At 68.1% G+C, this 19,360-nt stretch carries 19 protein-coding genes; 17 read left to right on the top strand and 2 right to left on the bottom strand.

Annotated features, from left to right (window positions below; genetic code table 11):
- Positions 1-3: 3 nt before the first annotated feature.
- The 17 genes from SLQ33_RS26380 (at position 4) to SLQ33_RS26300 (ending at position 18,600) form a co-directional block, all read left to right on the top strand.
- Positions 4-4,005: a phage tail tape measure protein gene (locus tag SLQ33_RS26380; protein ID WP_319456863.1), complete on the top strand. Its 4,002-nt coding sequence runs from the start codon at positions 4-6 to the stop codon at positions 4,003-4,005.
- Positions 4,002-5,108 carry a hypothetical protein gene (locus SLQ33_RS26375; RefSeq protein ID WP_319456862.1) on the top strand — a complete coding sequence of 369 codons (1,107 nt, stop codon included), beginning with the start codon at positions 4,002-4,004 and terminating at the stop codon, positions 5,106-5,108. Before SLQ33_RS26380 ends, SLQ33_RS26375 begins: the two co-directional genes overlap by 4 nt.
- Positions 5,105-6,847, top strand: coding sequence for a hypothetical protein (locus tag SLQ33_RS26370; protein WP_319456861.1), 1,743 nt, complete (start codon positions 5,105-5,107; stop codon positions 6,845-6,847). Before SLQ33_RS26375 ends, SLQ33_RS26370 begins: the two co-directional genes overlap by 4 nt.
- Positions 6,847-7,275 carry a hypothetical protein gene (locus SLQ33_RS26365; RefSeq protein ID WP_319456860.1) on the top strand — a complete coding sequence of 143 codons (429 nt, stop codon included), beginning with the start codon at positions 6,847-6,849 and terminating at the stop codon, positions 7,273-7,275. The genes SLQ33_RS26370 and SLQ33_RS26365 overlap by 1 nt, the downstream gene beginning before the upstream one ends.
- A complete protein-coding gene (locus SLQ33_RS26360) occupies positions 7,272-7,577 on the top strand; it encodes a hypothetical protein (protein WP_319456859.1) in 306 nt (101 codons plus the stop codon). Before SLQ33_RS26365 ends, SLQ33_RS26360 begins: the two co-directional genes overlap by 4 nt.
- The gene (locus SLQ33_RS26355; RefSeq protein WP_319456858.1) at positions 7,574-8,140 is read left to right on the top strand and encodes a hypothetical protein; all 567 of its coding nucleotides are present in this window, start codon (positions 7,574-7,576) and stop codon (positions 8,138-8,140) included. Before SLQ33_RS26360 ends, SLQ33_RS26355 begins: the two co-directional genes overlap by 4 nt.
- Positions 8,137-9,273, top strand: coding sequence for a hypothetical protein (locus SLQ33_RS26350; RefSeq protein WP_319456857.1), 1,137 nt, complete (start codon positions 8,137-8,139; stop codon positions 9,271-9,273). Before SLQ33_RS26355 ends, SLQ33_RS26350 begins: the two co-directional genes overlap by 4 nt.
- 7 nt (positions 9,274-9,280) lie before the next feature.
- Positions 9,281-10,420 (top strand): hypothetical protein, encoded by a 1,140-nt coding sequence (locus SLQ33_RS26345; protein ID WP_319456856.1) that lies wholly within the window; start codon positions 9,281-9,283, stop codon positions 10,418-10,420.
- A complete protein-coding gene (locus SLQ33_RS26340) occupies positions 10,417-13,473 on the top strand; it encodes a GH39 family glycosyl hydrolase (RefSeq protein ID WP_319456855.1) in 3,057 nt (1,018 codons plus the stop codon). Before SLQ33_RS26345 ends, SLQ33_RS26340 begins: the two co-directional genes overlap by 4 nt.
- Positions 13,474-13,532: 59 nt before the next feature.
- Entirely contained in the window at positions 13,533-13,883 is a 351-nt protein-coding gene (locus SLQ33_RS26335; protein WP_319456854.1) for a hypothetical protein, read from the top strand.
- A 2-nt stretch (positions 13,884-13,885) separates the two neighbouring features.
- The gene (locus SLQ33_RS26330) at positions 13,886-14,245 is read left to right on the top strand and encodes a hypothetical protein (protein ID WP_319456853.1); all 360 of its coding nucleotides are present in this window, start codon (positions 13,886-13,888) and stop codon (positions 14,243-14,245) included.
- A 646-nt stretch (positions 14,246-14,891) separates the two neighbouring features.
- Positions 14,892-15,719, top strand: coding sequence for an N-acetylmuramoyl-L-alanine amidase (locus SLQ33_RS26325; protein WP_319457095.1), 828 nt, complete (start codon positions 14,892-14,894; stop codon positions 15,717-15,719).
- Entirely contained in the window at positions 15,716-16,861 is a 1,146-nt protein-coding gene (locus tag SLQ33_RS26320) for a cutinase (RefSeq protein WP_319456852.1), read from the top strand. Before SLQ33_RS26325 ends, SLQ33_RS26320 begins: the two co-directional genes overlap by 4 nt.
- Before the next feature lie 29 nt (positions 16,862-16,890).
- Positions 16,891-17,094 (top strand): hypothetical protein, encoded by a 204-nt coding sequence (locus SLQ33_RS26315; protein WP_319456851.1) that lies wholly within the window; start codon positions 16,891-16,893, stop codon positions 17,092-17,094.
- 1 nt (position 17,095) lies between these two features.
- Positions 17,096-17,389 (top strand): hypothetical protein, encoded by a 294-nt coding sequence (locus tag SLQ33_RS26310; protein ID WP_319456850.1) that lies wholly within the window; start codon positions 17,096-17,098, stop codon positions 17,387-17,389.
- Positions 17,386-18,033, top strand: coding sequence for a hypothetical protein (locus SLQ33_RS26305; RefSeq protein ID WP_319456849.1), 648 nt, complete (start codon positions 17,386-17,388; stop codon positions 18,031-18,033). The genes SLQ33_RS26310 and SLQ33_RS26305 overlap by 4 nt, the downstream gene beginning before the upstream one ends.
- A 6-nt stretch (positions 18,034-18,039) precedes the next feature.
- A complete protein-coding gene (locus tag SLQ33_RS26300) occupies positions 18,040-18,600 on the top strand; it encodes a hypothetical protein (protein ID WP_319456848.1) in 561 nt (186 codons plus the stop codon).
- 189 nt (positions 18,601-18,789) lie between these two features.
- On the opposite strand, the gene SLQ33_RS26295 is transcribed toward SLQ33_RS26300, so the two are convergent.
- Complete coding sequence (locus SLQ33_RS26295) at positions 18,790-19,062, bottom strand: hypothetical protein (RefSeq protein WP_319456847.1); 273 nt, start codon at positions 19,060-19,062, stop codon at positions 18,790-18,792.
- An 89-nt stretch (positions 19,063-19,151) separates the two neighbouring features.
- A partial coding sequence (locus tag SLQ33_RS26290) for a hypothetical protein (protein ID WP_319456846.1) occupies positions 19,152-19,360 on the bottom strand: 209 nt, incomplete at its 5' end.

Here is a 19,360-nt window from a genome sequence, read left to right as displayed (position 1 = left end):
TCCGTGTCGCTCGAATCGATCGGCTACTACGCGCTCCCCGTCATCCCCTCATTCGACGGCATGGACCGCCAGGTCAACGCCGGGATGCGGAAGTCGTTCGGAGGGTTCGGCAAGAAACTCGGCATCGACCTAGGCCAGGGCATCGGCCAGGGCCTCAAGGCCACCGCGAGCGCGACCGCGAGCGCAGCCAAGACGCACACCGACGCGCTCGACAAGGTGAAGGACGCCACCGGCAAGCTCCGCGCCGAAGAGGCCAAGCTGGCGACCGCCCGCAGCAACGCCGCGTCGAAGGCCTCAGCCGTCGGCACCGCCGAGCGCCGGCTGAAGGAACTCCGCGACGGCAACAAGGCCACCGCCAAGCAACTCGAATCCGCCGAGCGCAGCGTCCGAGTGGCCCGCGAGCAGGCCCGCAACGCCGGCTCTCAGACAGTGGCGATCGAGCAGCGCGTCGAGGCGACCCGACGGCGCGAAGCGGCGACCACCCGCGACGCCAAGCGTGCCGAGGACGAACTCAACCGAGCCCGCCGAGCCGGCTCCGCACCGGGCTCGATGATCAACCCGCTGGCCAACGCCGAGCGTGGAATGCAGGGGTCCAGCGGCGGCATGTCGTCGCTGGCCGGCGGGATCGGCGGCAAGGTCGGCGGCGCGTTCATGGGGGCACTCGGCGCGGTCGTGAGCGTCGCCGCGGTCGCGGCACTGTTCAAGAGCGCACTGGACACCGGCATCGATTTCGAGCGGACCGTCAACGCGTTCTCGGGGGTCACCGACTCCGACGCCGCGGGCATGGAGAAGATGCGCCAGGCGGCCCGCGCGCTGGGCACCGATACCAAGCTGGCTGGCGTCTCGGCCAGCGACGCCGGCCGCGCGATGCTGGAGCTCGCCAAGGGCGGCATGACGGCGCAGCAGTCGATGGACGCCGCGCGTGGCACGTTGCAGCTGGCCACCGCCGGGCAGATCGACGCCGCCGAGGCCGCCAAGTATCAGAGCGCTGCGATCAACACGTTCTCGCTGAAGGCCACCGACGCCATGCACGTCGCCGACCTGCTGGCCGCCGCGGCGAACGCGAGCTCGGCCGACGTGTCCGACCTCGGGATGGCGCTGCAACAGGGCGGCTCGGTGGCCGCCGGGTTCGGTGTCTCGATCGAGGACACACTGACGGCGCTGACGATGTTCTCGCGGATGGGTATCAACGGCTCCGACGCCGGCACGATGCTCAAAACGTCGCTTCAGTCGATCACCGATCAGGGCAAGCCGGCACAAGGGGCGATCGACGAGCTCGGGCTCTCGCTCTACGACGCGACCGGCAAGTTCGTCGGCGTCGAGTCGATGATGAAGCAGGTCTCGGAGGCCTCGACTCGGATGAGCGAGGAGCAGTTTCAGGCGGCGACCAATGTGCTGTTCGGCTCCGACGCGATGCGCGCCTCGATGGTCGCCGCCCAAGGTGGGGCCAAGGCGTGGGACGAGGCCGCGACGGCGGTCAACCGACAAGGTGCGGCCGCCGACATGGCCGCCGCACAGATGCAGGGGTTGCCCGGCGTCGTCGAGTCGCTCTCCAACGTGTGGGAGGGATTCAAGCTCAAGCTGTTCGACGTCCTCGACGGGCCGCTCATTGCGATCGGCAATTGGTTCCTCAACACGCTCAACGGGGACGGTCCGACGTGGCTCAAGAGCATCGGCGACACGTTCATGCAGGTCGGTGACGCCGCGAAACAGTACCTCCTGCCCGCGCTGACCGAGCTGTGGCAGAACATCAAGGGCCCGCTGATCGAGTACGGCACCCAATGGATTGCCACGTTCAAAGAGGCGTGGCCGATCATCAAGGTCGTCGCCGGCGTCATCGGCGTGGGACTGCTCAACGCGGTCAAGACACTCAGCGTTGCGTTGCCGATCGCCATCAAGGGGTTGACCGGCGTCATCTCGGTCGCCCAGGCCGTCTACGCGGGCATCAAAAGCGGCGTGTCGATCGTCATGGAGGTTGCCGGCGTCATCCGCGACGTGTTCGTGGGCGCGTGGGACCTGCTCAAGGGGGCCATCTCGGCGGCGTGGTCGGCGATATCGCCGGTGTTCGCCGCCATCGGCTCGGGGTTCTCCGCGCTCGGCGAAGCCGGCCGCTACGTGTTCGACACCGTGCTCGTGCCGATGTGGCACAACCTGCAAACGGCCGCGTCGGGCGCGTGGTCACTCATACAACCGGTCTTCGGTTTCCTCGGCTCAGCGTGGGACACCGTCGCCTCGGCGGCTACGGCGTTCTGGCAGGGCGCGATCGTGCCCGTGTGGGAGGGCGTTAAGACCGCGTTCTCTGCCGGGTGGGGCGCAATCTCCCCGATTTTCGAGATGATCAAGGGCGCGTTCAAGGGGGTCGCCGACTTTGTTAGCGGCGCGTGGTCGGGCCTCGCAGGCGTGGTCAAGAGCGCATTTGACGGCGTGATGGGCGCGGTCAAGGGCCCGCTGCGGTGGCTCGGCGGCATCCTACAAAAGGTTCCGCTCAAGATCGGCCCGATCGAGATACCGGGCGCGCAGATGGCCCGCGACCTCGGCAGCACCCTCGCCGGGCTGCGCGACGGCGGTACCGCGGGGCGCACCAAGTCGGGTCGGCTGTTCGGGCCAGGCACCGGGACGAGCGACTCGATCCTCGGCGTCGACACCAAGGGTCGGCCGACGGCGCTGGTGAGCGCCGGCGAGGGCGTGGTCACTGCGAACGCGATGAGCAAGGGCGGCGCTCCGATGGTGGCCGCGCTCAACGCCGGGTGGGTGCCGAGCGCAGCCTTGTTGCACTCGATGCTTCCCGGCTTCGCTGGTGGCGGCCAGCTCGGCGACGCGGGCGGGCTGCTGCCCTTCACTCAGCAGTTGCGCGCGGCGGTTCTGCAAGCGTTCCCGCAGGTCACTGATATCGGCGGTTACCGAGGACCTGACGGTTACAACGAGCACTCAAGCGGTCGGGCGCTCGACGTGATGGTTCCCAACTGGCAGAGCCCGGACGGTGTCGCGCTGGGCAATCAGATCGTGCAGTGGGCGCTGTCCATTCCCGGCGTGAATCGGGTGATGTGGCAGCAGTCGTTGATTCGTCCCGGCGGGCAGGTCGAGCCGGTCCCTGATCGTGGTTCGCCGACGGCGAACCACATGGACCACGTGCACATCTTCACCGACGAGATGCCCGCGGGTTCGGTTCCCGCGGCGGGTTTGGCGTCGGCGATGGGCAGCACGGCCTCGGGTCTGTCGGGGTCGATGAACAACACGGTCCCGACCGGGTCGACGGCGGGAACCAACGAGCGTGGCGAGTCCGGTTACTACACCCCCGACCAGTCGAAGATCGCCGAGAAAGAGGCCTTGCTCGCCGAGCGGGAGGCCAGGGTCCGCGAGGTCGAGGCGAAAGCGGACGCCAGCGAGAGCGAGAAGCTGCGCGCCGAACGGCTGCGCGACGAGGCCAAGGCCGACCTCGACGAGGTCCGCCGCGGCAAGTTCACCAAGTTCAAAGAGGGCGAGGCCGGCGCGGCCGGCGAGGGCGGCGACTCGCAGCTCGGGGAGCTCGGCTCGATCGGCAAGCAGTTCCTGTCGGACACGTTCGGGTTCGGTGACCTGCTGCCCGATCCGAGTCAGCTGGGGATCGTCAAGCTCGCGTCGGCGCTGATGGGCATCAAGTACACCCCGCAGGGCAAGGGTTTCCCGTGGCAGAGCGGCTACGCCAACGGTGACGGCACCCCGTGGTCGGGGACCCCGGTCAACCCGTTCGGCGGGCTCGTCGACGCCGCGAGCGGCGGCGGTGGCCAGCTGCCGCTGGGGATGATCCCCGGCATCTCCTCGGTGCTGCCGAACCTGTCGGTGCCGACGTCGGCGCACGGCGACACCGGCGGTGCGCCACCGGGGCCGGTCGACCAGTCCACTCACCTGACGATCCAAAACCCGCAGATGACCGAGGAGAGCAACGCCAACCTGATCCGCCGCACCCTGATCAAGACGCCGCGCCTGGGCACCTACCAGCAGAACCCCGGAGTGATGGGCTCGTGACCAGCGGCCTCGACGTTCCACTCGGCGGCGCGCGGCGCGTCGTGCCGTGGTCGCAGCTGTCGCCCGCTGCGCGGGCCGAGTTCGTCTCCTGCGCGTGGATCGGTTCGGACGGCCGCTACTGGCCGCTCACGGGGACGATGGCCGGCACTGAGGGCGCATTCATCACCGGCCCGATCGACGGCATGGTCCACGTCCCGTTCGAGGGCGTGTGGACCACGCCCGCGTACGGTCCGCCGCGGTTCGAGCGGACCGTCGACGGCCGCCGCGAGATCAGCTTCACCCTCGGCCTCATGTCGAACACCCGCCTGGGGTGGTACGACACCGAGACGCGGTTCTGGGCGGGCTGCAAAAAGGACGCCACCGGGTTCTTCTCGGTGACCACCCGCCGCCACGGGCAGCTGTGGATTCCGATGCAGCTGCTTGAGGCCCCCAAGTGCGCGCTACCCGACGATCCGGCCTACCAGAAGGTGGCACTGCACGAGATCATCCTCGCGGCCGACGGCGAGCCCAGGTGGCGGCGACCAGACGCGTGCCCGCCGCCGTTCATCCGGCCCTCGGGCGGCCCGAACGTCGGCACGATCCGCGTCGCCAACCGCGGCACCGAACCGGCCTGGCCGATTTTCTTCGTCTCCGCGCCCGGCAAGGTGTGGCTGCCCGACGGCCCGAACGCGTTCACCTCCGGGGAGCGCAACCCGCTCGACGACTGGCCGCGCATCGGGAAGCTGTTCGGTATCCCGTTCGTCGACGAGGTGCTCGGCACGTTCACCCGCACCCGCGACGCGAACATGATCGAGGTCCCCGAGCTCGTCGACGGCGAGCACGCGATCATCGACACCGACCCGACGCACCGCATCGCGATCAGCGCGATCGATCCGGTCGACAACCTGCTGAAGAAATTCATCCGCAAGAGCGAGCTGCTCGACTGGATTCTCGGCGAGTACGGCTCGACCGGTTTGCCGCTGCTGCAACGGTTCCGCGGCCAGGGGTTCTCGGTGCCGATCCCGCCGCGCAGCGTCGCGACGTTGCCCGTCATCCACGAGCATCCCGGCGGCAAGATTTGGTGCCAGCTGCCGCAGCGGTTCGAGAGCGCGCTCGCAGCATGAGCAACGTCCTCGAAGACGTCGTGTCGGCCATCGGCGGGGCGCTGGACCCGCGCACCGTGGCCGGCGAGTTCTCCCCCGAGCTCCGAATGCACCTGTTGGAGCGCCGCTACGCCTACATGAATCGGCGCACCAGGGCCCCGCTGATCCGCCTCTGGGACAAGGAAATGCGGTTCATCGCCCGCGTCGAGAACCTCGATCGGTGGGACTGGGAGGAGCTCGCCACCGACGACGGCGAAGCTCACATCACGTTCTCGGGCCGCGACATGGACTGGCTCCGCGAAATCCTGACCTACCAGATCGGCGACGACGAGGACATTCACCTCACGATCGACCCGGACCCGGACAAGCCGCACGACTGGCGATCGCGCTGGGGCGGCAAGGTCGCCACCATCGAGGGCGAGGACAACCCCGGCGAAGCGTCGATTACCACGCTGAATTGCATATCGAATAGACGCCATTTAAAGGGCATCTATCTCGCTGCGAATCCGATTTTCCCGGCCGAGGTACAGCTGCCGAAGATGTTCCTCTGGGGCGGCCCAACTGTCACCACATGCGCAACCGCGACTTGGATCAATTGTTTCCGCCTATTCACGCTGAACGGGTTCTACCCGATCCCGCGGAACATATTCGCGCCCGAGACGTGGCTACAGAATATCTCGCCATTGAATTGGCCCGTCCAGGTGATGCCGACTGCCGGTCTATTCGACCAGTCTCGTTGGTGCACCATCGGGGCCCGCTGGAAGGACGCGCACACCGTCCTGTCGCCGGTGATGAAGGACGCCGGCGTGATCTGCCGGGCCTACACGTGGCTGCCCGGCGACCCCGCCCCCTACACGATGTTCGGCCCCGAGCTCGCCGAGCTGCTCAAGCCGACCCGCGCGTGCGTGATCCTGTCGTTCGAGGACAAGAGCGGTGTCTCTGGTCCGACGGGCACCATGCTCGACGGCGCGCTGAACCTGTTCGCCGCCACTCTCGACGACCTGATCACCGAGACGCTGATCCCGCTCGACACCGATCACGACACCGAGACCGATCCGTTCTTCCGCAAGCTGCTGCTGGTCGCGCCGAAGCCCACACCGTTCGTCCACCGCGACGTGGGATATGGCAACGTCCGCAAATACAAATTCGTTATTCACAAATCACAAGCCACTGACATAATTGTCGGTGGCAAATCGCCTCAATGGGTAAATCAAGCCATTACATTCGCGATTAGATATGGGATATCGCAGCTGGCCCAGGTCATTATGGGGCAGGAAGCTCCGGGCGTAGAAGGCCTCGATAACCTTTATCAAGGGCAGCTCGACGACGTATTCATTGCATTTCAGAGATTCGTAAACCCATTACGTTCGAGCAGGGCCGGAAGTTACGCATTCCGCGAATACTTCCACCAGGGTCACGGCTCGGCCTACACCGTGAACGCGGTCCAGGACATCGCCGCCGGCGACGCCGCGATGAAGGCCTACCGGTCGGTCAAGTTCGACGTCGGCGACGGGCAACCCTATGTGCTGGGCGAGGACTACTGGCTCGGCGATCGCGTCGCCGCGGAGATTCGCGGCGTCCAGTACACCGACCAGGTCATGTCGATTCGAGCCGAGGGATCGCGCACTCAGGTCGGCCGCCCCGTCATCTCGTTCGGCGACGACTCCCGCGAGGAGGACCCGGTAGCGCGCGGGTTCCGAACGATGAGCAACATCGCCAACTTCGCCGCGCTCCTAGCAGGAAGTGGAGACCTCTTCTGATGGCCGACAACATGACTCAGACCGCGCCCTACCCGGTGGTCCTCGCCGAGCTCGTCGAGGCCCTGGCGTACAAGCCGCACTGGCGCGTGCAGCTGCGGGACATGGACCGAGACGACGCCGGGCGCGAGCACGGGCTGACGTTCGTCGTCACCACGTACTGCGTCGACAGCTATCACCCGGAGGACGTGCGGCCGGTGAACCACTATTTCCCGGTGCCGCCGGCGACGTATGACCGGCGCTCGTGGCAGCGCTGGTTGTTCGATCGGTTCGTCGACGTCGAGACCCACGAGGTCATGGAGTTCTTCCAGATCGGCGGTGAGCGGCCCTATGCGCCGAGCCACGGCCCTGGCAACGATCCGTACCTCGTCCGCGAGGTCGGCACCGAGCTCGACCGACGCACGTCGTTCCGCGGGGAGGTCAACCCGTGAGCGAGATACTCGCCGACCTAGCCACCGGCTACAACAGCCTCGTTGCCCTCACCGAGGGCGGCCTGTTCGACGACAGCAGCATTGCCGCCGCGTTCTACCCCGACGGCTCGATCGGCTTGCGCCACACGTGCACCCGGCCGCGCGACGGCCAGACGATCATCGTCGCGCCGCGCCTGGTGCTCGGCGAGCCCGACGGACACACCGTGCACTCGCTCGATCCGCTCGACGTATCGCCGTCGTGTGGCTGCGACGACTGCGGTCTGCACGGCTTCATCCGCGACGGTCGGTGGGTGCCAGCATGAGCAAAGCGGCGCGGCTACGGCGCAAAAAGGCCAAGGGAAAGCTCGTCTTTCCGGGCTTCCCATACGAGCGCGAGTTCACTCAGGCCGAGCTCGACGCGCTGTTCGCGCGGTGGGATCGGCTCAAGGAAACGGTCCGCGATGCAGTCGGCCCGCAGGGCTGGGGCATCGGCATCACCGAGGACCACTTGCAGCAGCTCACCTTGCATCAGGCGCTCGCCGGCGTGGACGCCGATCCGAGATATCCGGCGTTCGACGAGGCGACCGGACAGGGCGCGTTCATCCGCCCGGAGCGCAATCCCGATGGGCTCTACAACGACTCGATCAAGTGGAAGCTCACCAAGCACGACAAGCCCGGCGACCGCGAGCGTGACGCCCAGACCGAGGCGCGGGCGCGGGTGAAGGCGATGCAGGAAAACGCTATGCGCGGAGTCGACCCCGAGGTGCGCGACGCTATGGCCGAGATGTTCGTCGCTGGCACCGAATGGGCCGAGGGAGAGAACAAGCCAGCCGTCGACCCCGAACCGTGGGCCGAGAAGCTCGACCGAGAGAGGAGCCCAGAGTGACGGCCCCAACCTTGAGCATCATCCCCACCGAGCCGCTGTTCGTCGGCGAGCGGTTCATCCGCGTGCTGTTCTACGTCGCGCCGCGCAACCCTGGTGATCCGCAGACCATCGTCGGCACGTTCACGCTGATGCCCGGCGAGGACAACATCGTGCTCGACGCCATCAAGGGCGACAAGGGCGACAAGGGCGACCCGGCCCCGTTCTGGCGGCCCGAGTGGAACTCGACGATCACCGAGGTCGGCGACCTCCCCCCGAGCACGGGGCCCGGTCACCTCACCCCGGCCGACGCCGGCCGCGCCTGGTACATCGACGGCTACTGGCACATCTGGACCGGCACCGGCTACCGCACGCTGCTCGGCGCGATCCCCGGCCCGCCTGGGCCCACGCCCGACGTGTCGTTCGTGTTCCGCGGTGTCGAGCCGGTGTTGCCGATCACCTATCCGCTGACCCTGAACGTAGCGCCAAGCGGTACGACGCTCGCCCCGGTGTTCACCGTCGACGTGCCGCTCATCGAGGGGCCGCAGGGGCCTTCGACGTCGATGCTCGGGGCCCCCGACGTCTACGGCCCATTCCAGGAGGGCCAGGGAGTCGCGTTCTCGGCGACCGCCGGCGGCATCGGCAACCCCGGCTTTCGGCCGTCGGACAACTCGCCGTGGGCGGCGAAGATGTTCTCGATCCCCGAGGGCTCGTTCGGGCCGGCGGGGACGTTCGGCTCGACGAACAACCTGATCGGGACGATCATCATCCCCGGCCAGGACCAGGCCTACTACCCGAGTTTCGACGGCCACCTTCGTTGGAAGCGCTCGGGGCTGTTCAACAGCGCGCAGGTGGAGGTCCAGGTGCGGGCTTTGCCGCAGGGCTCCACCGACGCCCCCGAGACCGGCACGTTGTGCGCCAAGGCGCTCTACGACCCGTCGACGCTGGACGCCGAGACGATCGCCCACGTTCACGAGAACTGGTCGGACACCAGCGACCCGACCCGCGCGGTGAACCCGGAGAGCGCAGTCGGCCGCATCGCAGCCGGTCAGCCGATGGTCTACTACGTGCTGCTGGTGCGGATCGGCGGCTTCGGCTCGGTGGTGTACGCGACGCCGGGTTCGCACCTGTCGTGCAAGCTCTACCCGGTGAGCTAGGCCGCCGATGCCCAGAGCGATCGACTTACACCCCGAGCAGCGCGGGGCCGGATCAACGTCGCTCTACAGTCCGACGCGTTCGCAGCAGGACTATCAGAGCGCGCTCGCCGACACTGCTGGCCAGGCCGGCGAGGGCATCCTCAGCAAGATCGAGGACGTCGTCAATTTCATCTTTGGCGCGACTGGCATTGACCTGTCCTCATTCGGGGCGCTGCTCGCCGGCCTGTCGGGCGTGATCGGTGTGGGCCCGATCGACGCGTTCCTGACGACCCTGCAAGATGCGCTCACCGGCCTCGACTTGAGCGCACCTGGCGCGGTACTGGGGGCGATCGTCGGGGCCGTGCAGCCGGTCGTCGACGCGGTCGTGTCCGGCCTCAACGGCGGCCTGAGCGTCGGCAACGACGCCGTCGCCATCGCGTTGGCGCTGCTGAACCCGATGACCTACCTGCAAAACATCGGCATCACCCTGGCGCAACTCAACGATCAACTCGGCAGCCGCCTGGCCATCGTCGAGGGCCGCGTCGACGCCGTGCAAACGCAGACCGGGCAGCCGTTGCAGTCCGACAACTTCAACCGCGAAACCATCACCGGCTGGACCAACGTCCTCGGCGAGCTCGCCATCGTCGACCGCGCGTTCGTACGCACGTTCAACGTCGCCGCCGGCATCATCGGCACCGTCGCCGAGCCGCGCGGCCCTGCCACCGACCGGCACATGGCGACGTTCCGGCTGACGAACAAGCTCGCCGGCGCGTGCCGCGCGGTGATCTGCTCCGACGCCGCGATGACCAACTACGCGGCGGTCGAGGTGCGATCGAGCGGATACGGGGCCGACTACGCGCGGCTGGTGACCGGGTACGGCCCGAACCTCGTCGTCGCCCGCAAACAGGTCGACTACCTGCAATGGGGGCTGCGCAACGAGGAGACGTTCTCGACGTTCTACGACCCGCCCGACAACGCCTTTCACGTCAAGCGCAACGGGGTGCTGGTGCCCGGCTTGTCGTGGGAGGACGAGGACAACATCGTCACCCACGGACCGACGAAGCGGAAGGTCGGCGTCGTCTCCAACGCCGACAACCTGTTCTGGGCACCAGGATTCGGGATCACCGACTTCACGTTCGCCGACGTCTCCACTGGGGAGGCAGCGTGATCGATTACGGGATCAACCAAATCGAGATGATGCTGTCGGACCCCGGCGTCACCGACTACTCCAAGGCCACGACGACGCGGCGCATCTACCAGGGCATCCGCGACCTCGGCTGCCGGCGCATCCGTATCGAGGCGATCTGGTCCTACCTCGAAACGTCCAAGGGCATCTACAACTGGACCGACCTCGACCGCGCGCTGATCCTGGCCCACGAGTACGGGCTCAAGCCGCTGCTGATCCTCGGCGTGCACCGGCCCGGCGCGTCGTCGCTGTTCGGCATCTTCCAAACGCCAGGGTGGGTCAACGCGACCGACTTCGGCAACATGGCCCGCGCGGTCGCGCAACGCTACGGCCCCGCAGGCATGGGCCTGGTCGACGAGTTCGAGATATGGAACGAGGAGAATCAGGGCCAATTCTGGGGGGCCGGCGACGTCGACCCCACGGCCTACACCGAGTACCTCAAGACCTCGGCAACCGGCATCCGCCAGGTGCACCCCGACGCGGGGATCATCATCGGCGGCTTCATGCCGATTGGCACTCTCGGCAAGGTCGCACTCGACCCGCTGCCGTTCCTGCAAGGCATCTACCGGGCCGGCGGTAAGGACTTTTTCACCGCGGTCGGCAACCACCCGTACGCGATCGACTACGGGTTCCGCGAGGAGATGCCTTCGGCGACGCAGACGTTTCAGAAGGTCGACGACGCATTGCGCGTTGAGATGGTCGCCCAAGGTGACGGCGACAAGTTCATCCAGTGGACCGAGATAGGCTTCGCCGCGCCGCTGAAGATGACCGAGACGCAGCGCGCCGACTGGCTGGCCCGCACGGTCACCCTGTTCAACGCCAAGCCGCACGTCGAGCGGTTCTACATCTACAACTTCCGCGACTCCGGGGCTGACACAAGCAACGAGTCGTTTCAGTTCGGCATCGTCACCTACGGGTGGGCACCCAAGCAGCCCACTTACGACTACGTTGCCGCGCTGCGCCCGGACGCCAGCGTGGGAGCCGCCACCGGCACCGGTACCGCCCGAGGCGCGATCGGGCTGGCCGCCAAGACGACGGGATCGGGTTCGGCGACCGCCACGGTGCGCCCAGGTGTCGCCCTGGTCGCCGCCGCCACTGGCAGCGGCGAAGCCACTGGCGAGCTGCTCGGCCGGCCCATCGGCTCCGCTGAGGGCACCGGCACCGCGACGGCCACCGTGGTCGCGGGAGCCGCCCGCGCCGCGGCCGCGACTGGCTCGGGTACCGCGACGGCGATCGCCTCGACCATCGTCGAACGAGCGGGCGCTGCGACCGGCTCGGGCACCACCACCGCCGTCGCCTCGCAGCAGAAGACGTACACCTACGACCCGACGGCGCACTCCGGGGTCGAGCCGACCAGCCTGTTCACCCCCTTCGGCCTGGGCTACGACCAGCCGTTCGGGCTGCTCGTCAATCCGACGCCCTCGGTGAACGGCTATTACTACTCGGGCGGCATCTACGTCTCCCCGCAGCTGTCGGCCAACCACTACGCCGAGGTCACCGCCGGCGTCGGCGCGGGCCAACAGGTCAGCGGCGACCGCTCGATCCTGCCCGTCATCCGATCCAATGCCGACGGCACACAGTGGGTGTCGGTGGCCTCGCACTGGGGCGGGGCGAACTCGATCCAGATCATCACCCTCATCGGCGGTGTGGTGACGATCCGGGCCTCGGCCACCGCGACGATGATCGGCGACAACGACAAGCTCCGCATCCGGGCCGACGGCAACGTGTACACCGCCTCGATATTCAAGGTCAACACCGGCGTCCTGACCGACGTGTGCACGTGGACCGACGACACCGGCGAATTCCCCGGCGAGGACAACCTCTACACCGGGTTCGGGTGGCAGCACATTCGGGCCTACGGCAACAACTACGTCGCACCGGCCATCTCGTTCTGGCGTGGATCGGACCTGCGGCCAACGGTGTCGATGCCGCAGCTGTTCGCCGTGCTGGGCGGTGTCGGCGCGGTCCTGGCGCTCGTCGGCACCAACAAGGCGGCAGCGGCCGCCGGCTCGGGCACCGCGACGGCGACGGTGATCCCAGGCACTTCGACCTCGGGCGGTGCCACCGGCTCGGGCTCGGTGACCGCGCAGATCGGCGGCAGTACCGTCGGCTCACCGTCGGGTGATGGCACAGCGCTCGGCGACCTCGGCGAGGACTCGGCGGACCGCGACGCCGCCTCGTCAGGTGCGGGCGCGGTCACGGCCGCGGTCGGAGCCCGCACTACACCCGCGGCGGCTGGTGCCGGTGCGGTCGCAGCGATCATCGGCGCGGGCCTCGCCGCCGCGGCAGCAGCCGTCGGAACCGCCGCGGCCACGGTCGCCGCTGGAGTGACCGCAGCAGTAGCCGCCGCCGGGTCGGTGGCCGCCGCCGTCGCGGCCGGCGTGACCGCAGCCGCCTCCGGTGCCGGGTCGGTGGCGACCGCGCTCAAGATCGCCGCGACCTACGTGTTCACCGGATCGACCAAGCCGACGACGCTGTTCACCACGTTCGCGTCCTCGTCGTTCGGCGGCGACTACAGCGTGAGCAGCGGCGTCGCCAACATCAGCGCCGGGCCGTCGACGGGTGCCGGCGTGTTCTTCACCGGCGGCATCTACAAGACCCCGATGATCGGCCCGACGCACTACTCCGAGGTGCAGTGGCAGGGCGACGGCTCCTCAACCGACCGCGGCAACGGTGTCGCCGTCGCCAGCAACGCCGCCGGATCGGCGTGCGTGCTCGCCACCGGCCGCTCGTGGGCGGGCTCCACCGCGACGCAGATATTCACCCTCGCCGGCGGCACGCTCACCTCGCGGGCGAGCGGCACGACGACGTGGACGACCAACGACAAGATGCGGATCGTCGTCACCGAATCCGGCGGTGTCTACACCTACACCGTGTTCAAAAACGGCACCACGACGGGCATTTCGTGGACCGACAGCGGGGCCGCGCACACACCCGGCAACTACTGCGGGTTCGCGTTGCAGGGCATCACTTCGGGCGGCATCACCTACACCCCGTCGGGCATCAAGAGCACGTGGTACGGCGGGGACAACTAGACCTCTGGCCAGCGCAATCCCGCGCCGGCGAGAACCGAAAAGGGAACGGAGCAAACAAAGTGGCAATCGCAGTAGCAGCCAAGCGCCAGGCACTTGCCGACGCATACGGCTCGGACATCACCCACGAGGGCCTCTCGACAGCCGACCCCGGCACGTCGAGCACCCCGGCCAGCGAGGTCGCCGGCGGCACCCCCGCCTACGCCCGCAAGGCCACCACCCCGTCGGCCGGATCGGGCGGTGTGGAGAACTTCACCGCGTGCATCTTCGACGTCCCCGCCGGCACCTACGCGTGGGGATTCTTCGCCGGCGGCGTCACCGGCAACTCGATGAAGGACAAGTTTGCGCTGGCGTCGACGACGTTCGTCGGTCAGGCGACGCTCACCGTGACCGCCACCTACACGCAGACCTAAGCGTGGAAGGCATCGGAGACACCGCCGGTGAGGTGAACACCGGCAGCGGCACGGGCACGTTGTCGGTGTTCACCTACCCGGCGTACTGCGGGTTCGCGCAGATCAACGGGGCCATCGTGGCACCCGAGCACCGCGGCCTGATCACCTGGGCCGAAGAACGCGACCGGCCCGGCCACGTCGTGGGCTACGCCAACCCACTCACCCCGCCGGGGGTCTATCCGTTCCTGCATTACTTCCAGTCCCCAGACGGGCCGGCGGTCATGCGGGCGGGATTCGATCACCCGATCGAGCACCGCGGCGGCCCCAAGCACGTCGCCCCGATCCTCTACGACGGTGAAGTGATGACCGCCCAAGTCACATGAGCGGGCGCGTCGTGCAACTCGGCGACCCCGGTCCTAACGTGAGCCCCATCAGCACCACACGCCCCACAGGGATAGCGCGATGAGTTTCGTATCCACCCGCCCCGAGGGCCCGCTACGCACACGCGAGCAGGTCATGGCCGAAGTGTGGGCGGTCTGCGTCGAACTCGGCCTCGGCCAGCGCGCCGCCTTGGTCTGCGGGATCACCATCGCCCAGGAGGTCGGCAGCAACTCGGGCGATCCGGCCAACAACCTCAAGTGGTGGTGCCCGTTCAACGCCGCCGACCCCCAGACCGAGCAGTTCGCCCACGACAGCCAAAGCAACGACGGGCATTCCTCGGGCTACTACCAGCAGCAATCCCCGCCCGGAAAGGGCTCCTGGTGGCCGCAGACCGGCGGCGAGTTCGGCAACCTCGACGGGGCCCGCCGGCGGATGAACCTGACCGAGGCGACCCGCTCGTTCCTGGCCGAGCTCACCGGTACCCGCGTGGCCTACCGCGGGCCCGGCGATCCCCGCACCGACGGCGACCTCGCCCAGCTAGTCCAGCGGTCCGCGTTCCCCGACCGCTATCAGCGTCACGCGCCGTATGTGCGTGAAGTTCTCGACCGAGTGATCGCCGGTGCACCGGCCCAAGCAGGAGGCTCCCCCGTGGCATGGACAGGCGACCCGACGTTCCTCGAAGACGTCCTCAAGCCGGCGCTCGGCGACCGGCTGCGCACCCTCGACGGGTGGCGCGACCGCGGTCATGGTGACTTCGGCGACGTCCGCGGCGTCATGTGGCATCACACCGGTAACTCCCGTGAGTCCGCGGAGAGCATCGCGCGTGGTCGCCCCGACCTCGCCGGGCCGCTGGCGAATCTGCACATCGCACCGAACGGTGTCGTGACGATCGTCGCCGTCGGTGTCTGTTGGCACGCCGGCGTCGGCTCCTATCCGTGGCTGCCGACGAACAACGCGAACTCGCACATGATCGGCGTCGAATGCGCTTGGCCGAACATCAAGGCTGACGGCTCGTTCGACCGGGCGCAACCGTGGCCCGACGCGCAAATCGTGTCGATGCGCGACGTCGCCGCGGCCCTGTCGCTCAAGCTCGGCGTCGACGCCTCCCACAACATCGGGCACAAGGAATACGCCGGCGCAGCGCAGGGCAAGTGGGACCCCAACCTCGACATGAATTGGTTCCGCGCCGAGGTCGCCAAAGACATGCGCGGCGAGTTCGATCGGGTCGTCACCGTGCCCGTCGTCGTCGACACCCCGGCGTCGCCGCCGATCCTGCCCGCGCCGCCGCTGGCCGGTTTCACCGACCGCCAGCTGTGGGAGGAGATTCTGCGCCAGCAGCGCGGCCCGCTGCTCAAGGGCTGGGATCAGCTCGACGGCAAGACGGTCGTCGACTACCTCGCCGAGCTCGGCGGCACGGTCGACGAGATCAACCGCACGCTCGCGGCCGGTGCGAAGTTCATGGCCGGTGCACGGTGAACGGGGCCGCCGGTAAGTTCATCGGCTACGGGCTCGGCGACTCTGGCCCTGACGTGGTGAAGGTGCAACGCCGCGTGATCTGGGCCTACCCGGAGAACTCGAAGGCGCGCCAGTTGGGCGTGACCGAGTCGGGCAATTACGACCTGGCGACTGAGCAGGCCGTGCGCAACATCCAGGACTACCTCAACCGCACCGAGCCGAAGGCCGCCAAGCTCGGGGTCGGCGAGCGGTACGGCGTCGCCGACTACGCCACCCGCGTGCGGATCAAGGCCTACATTCCGCCGAGGCTGGGCTCGAGATACAAGATTCAGGGCGTCGGCGGGGTCCGCTCCGACGCGTACCTGATGCCCCCGGACGCGCCGTGTTTCAACAAGGCGACCGCCGGGTTCGCCCGTGAGGGTGTGCGGTTGACGCGCGAGCTCGGCGGCGGCCCCGTCATCGATATCGGCTACTCGATGGGTGCGAAGAGTGCCCGCGACTACGAGGTCGCGCTGCCCGCCGAGCTCCGCGACTCGGTGAAGCTGTCGATCCAGTTCGGCGACCCGTCGATGCCCGCCGATGGCAGCCTCCTAGGCGATGATCCCGGCCAGGGCATCTCGCGCCAGCCGCACCCCGACTACATACGCGATCGGTTCTACAGCTACTCGATCGAGGGTGACTGGTATCCCCGCGCCACGGCCGACCTGTTGTTCTACCTGTTCGAGATCATCTCCCGCGCCGAGCTCACACTCGAATTCGCGACGTGGCTATTCACGCAGTGGCCGACGCTGCCATTCAAGAAACTCGCCGGCGTCGCCGATTCCAGCGATCCGCTCGCCGGCATCCTGTCCGGGCTGGCCGGCGTGATGACCGACGGCCCCACCAACGTCATCGGGGTGCTGCTCAACCCGTTCGCGATCCTGGCCATGCTGCCCGACCTGATCGACCTGCTCGTCGACGCGCTGAAGTTCGCGATGTCCCAGGCACACGGCAAGTACATGGACCCCGCCGAGGCCAACTGGGACGGCATGACCGCCGTCGACCACGCGGTGAAGACGATCCGCGAGAAGTGCCCGAACGGGGCGACGCTGCTGCTGTTCCCCGGCTCGTGGGCGCAGTGGAACCAAGGGTTTCAGTTCGACGTCGCGCTGCGGTTGCAGTAGCGCGACGAAACCAACGAAAGGGACACTCCGTGAATTTGCCCAACGCGCAGGTGCGCCAGTACATCTACGGCATCGTCGTCGCCACAATTCCCGTACTTCTACTGCTCAGCCTGATCACTCCCGAGCAGGTCGGGGCGTGGCTCCAGTTGGCCGCCGCCATCCTCGGCCTCGGAGCCACGGGCACTGCTGGCGTCGCAGTGACCCAGCAGCGCCGCAGCGGCACGCTGGACTGACGTGGCCCCATGGCGGGGGCCTCGACACCGGTCATGGGCGAGCAACACCAATCAGGCGACGTTCGCCCTGGCGACCATCTTCGTCACCTGGTTGGTGTGGGAGATCGTCGGCGAAGCGCCGCCGTCGCTGAGCCAGCTGCTCGGCGTCAGCGCCGGCATATGGTTCGGCGCGGTCGCCGGCGACAAGGCCAAACGTGACGAGGAGGTCGAGCAGACCGCGACGCGAGCGGAGGCCAAGGCCGACAAGCTGGCCAAGGTCGTCAAGCCCGACGACGAACGGGAGGAACAGCGGTGAACACCCTCGCTGACCTGGTGGTCAACCTGTTCTCCTGGCAGACCGCGGTCGGCTTCATTGCCGGGCTCCTCGCGCAGCGGGCGTGGGTGCACTGGCGGGCTCACCGGCTCGACCTGATCGAGCCCCTGCCGGGGGGACGCCGGCACCGCAGCGGGAGCCTGAGCCGCGTATGGGTCGCCGGCGCGATCGTGGCGTTCGTCCTGGCCCTGGTGATGGTGCAGACGCAACGCACCGCCAACCGCACCGACCAGGTGATCCGCGACGTGCAGACGTTGACCCGCGACACCGCCGAGTGCTCGCGCCAGTTCAACGCCGCACTCAAGGCCCGCAGCGAGGCGACGAAATTCGACGGCCCACTCGCATCTCTCGATGCGCGTGAGCGCGCTCTCGATGCGCGTGATCGCGACGCGAGCCGTGAGTGGCTGTTCACGTTGCTGAACCCGCCGCCCGTAATCGCCGACCTGTCCGACGGTGATCCCGCGCGGGAGGGGTTCGCCGTCGCCATCACCCGCCAGTACCTCGGCGCGATCGAGGACGTCCGCAAGCAGCGCGACGACGTAACCCGCCAGCGCGACGACCTGACCCGCCAGCGCGACGCGATCCGTACGGCCAACCCGTACCCCGACCCGACATGTGGAAAGTGAGACGTCGTGGCTGACCTAGCCGAGCTCCCGTGGTTCCTGTGCAAGGGCAACTACCGCGGCATCGTCCCCGACACCCTCGACGTCGGCATACGACCCGACCAATACCGGCCATGGGCCGAAGTGGTGCTCACCCCGTGGCGTGTCAACGTCGACAACAAAGTAATCGCCGGCGACCCCGAGCTCCGACTCACCGACCTCGACCCGCCGGTGACAGTGCTCTGGCTACCGACAATCGCGCGCATCGAGACCGGCGTGCTGCGGTTGCCGCGCCTCAACGCCCCGGCCGGCGAGACCACCCCACCGACACCGACCGAGATCGAGGAACAGCAGACCGCCGAAGGTGTGCCGCTGATCGCCAACAACGTCGCCGACACCCTCGAACTGGGCACCACCCGAATCGCGTGGCGCGCCGAGTTCGGGCCGATGACGATCCTCGGCGTATCCCACCGGTTCTCGCCGTTCTACTTCCTCGGGCCCGTCGTCGCCGACTACGACCCCGAAGACCCCGATTGGGTACCGCCCGAGGTCGACCTCACCACCGTTTCCAGGTTCGTACCGGCGGCGTGACCAGTGTGCGAGGTGTGGTCGAGCGCCGAGCTCACCACCCTCGTCCTCGGCACCGTGGCACTGTCGACCGCCGGCGTGCTCGCCATCATCCTGTTGTGCGTGTGGCTGGCCCAGAGAGGCCCGTATCCGACGCTGCGGCGCACTGACACCAACCAGGCCCCGATCGCCCACAGGCGAGCTCAGCGGCGGCTACAACAACCTGCCCAAGCCGCCCAAGCCGAGCCGGTCCAACAGATCACCGAGCACACCGCCGCTACCCCCGCCGCCGCCCGGCCCCTGGCCCGGCCGCGGCGGCGGGGGCGAGGAGTTCTCGGGCGGGCACAGCGCCGGGTGCGCTTCGCGGTAGGCCTGATCGCGGCAATAGCTGTTCTGGTGAGGGGGATCGGCCATCGCCTCGCCGGCCGCCGCACCGGCTAGGGCAACGGCCACCACGATCGTCGCGGCGGCGAGACGGCGGGTCATGGCGTGAGCGTATGGCCCGGCACCCCTTGAAATCACAACGAGCGCCCACCCTTTCGAGGGTCGGGCGCTCGCGCGTAGCCGGCAAACGATCAGCCCACGGCCTGCCAGGTCACCTCACGGCGTTCGTACTGCCGCATCAGCGACCCGCCGCCGGGGCACGACGCGAGCGCATCCAACGCCTCGGCCTCGTCGGACGTCTCACACCACACCTGCAGCTCGCCCGCGTTGGGCCCATCGGTGTAGCGGCGACCATCGGAATAGGTGACCCGCCACCAACGCCCCGGCACCCACTCGCCCG

Origin of the sequence: Mycobacterium sp. RTGN6, from assembly GCF_033804605.1 — a bacterium.
Classification (GTDB): Bacteria; Actinomycetota; Actinomycetes; order Mycobacteriales; family Mycobacteriaceae; genus Mycobacterium.
Note: the sequence above shows the minus strand (reverse complement) of the source record. Positions and strands in the feature narration are given on the sequence as shown.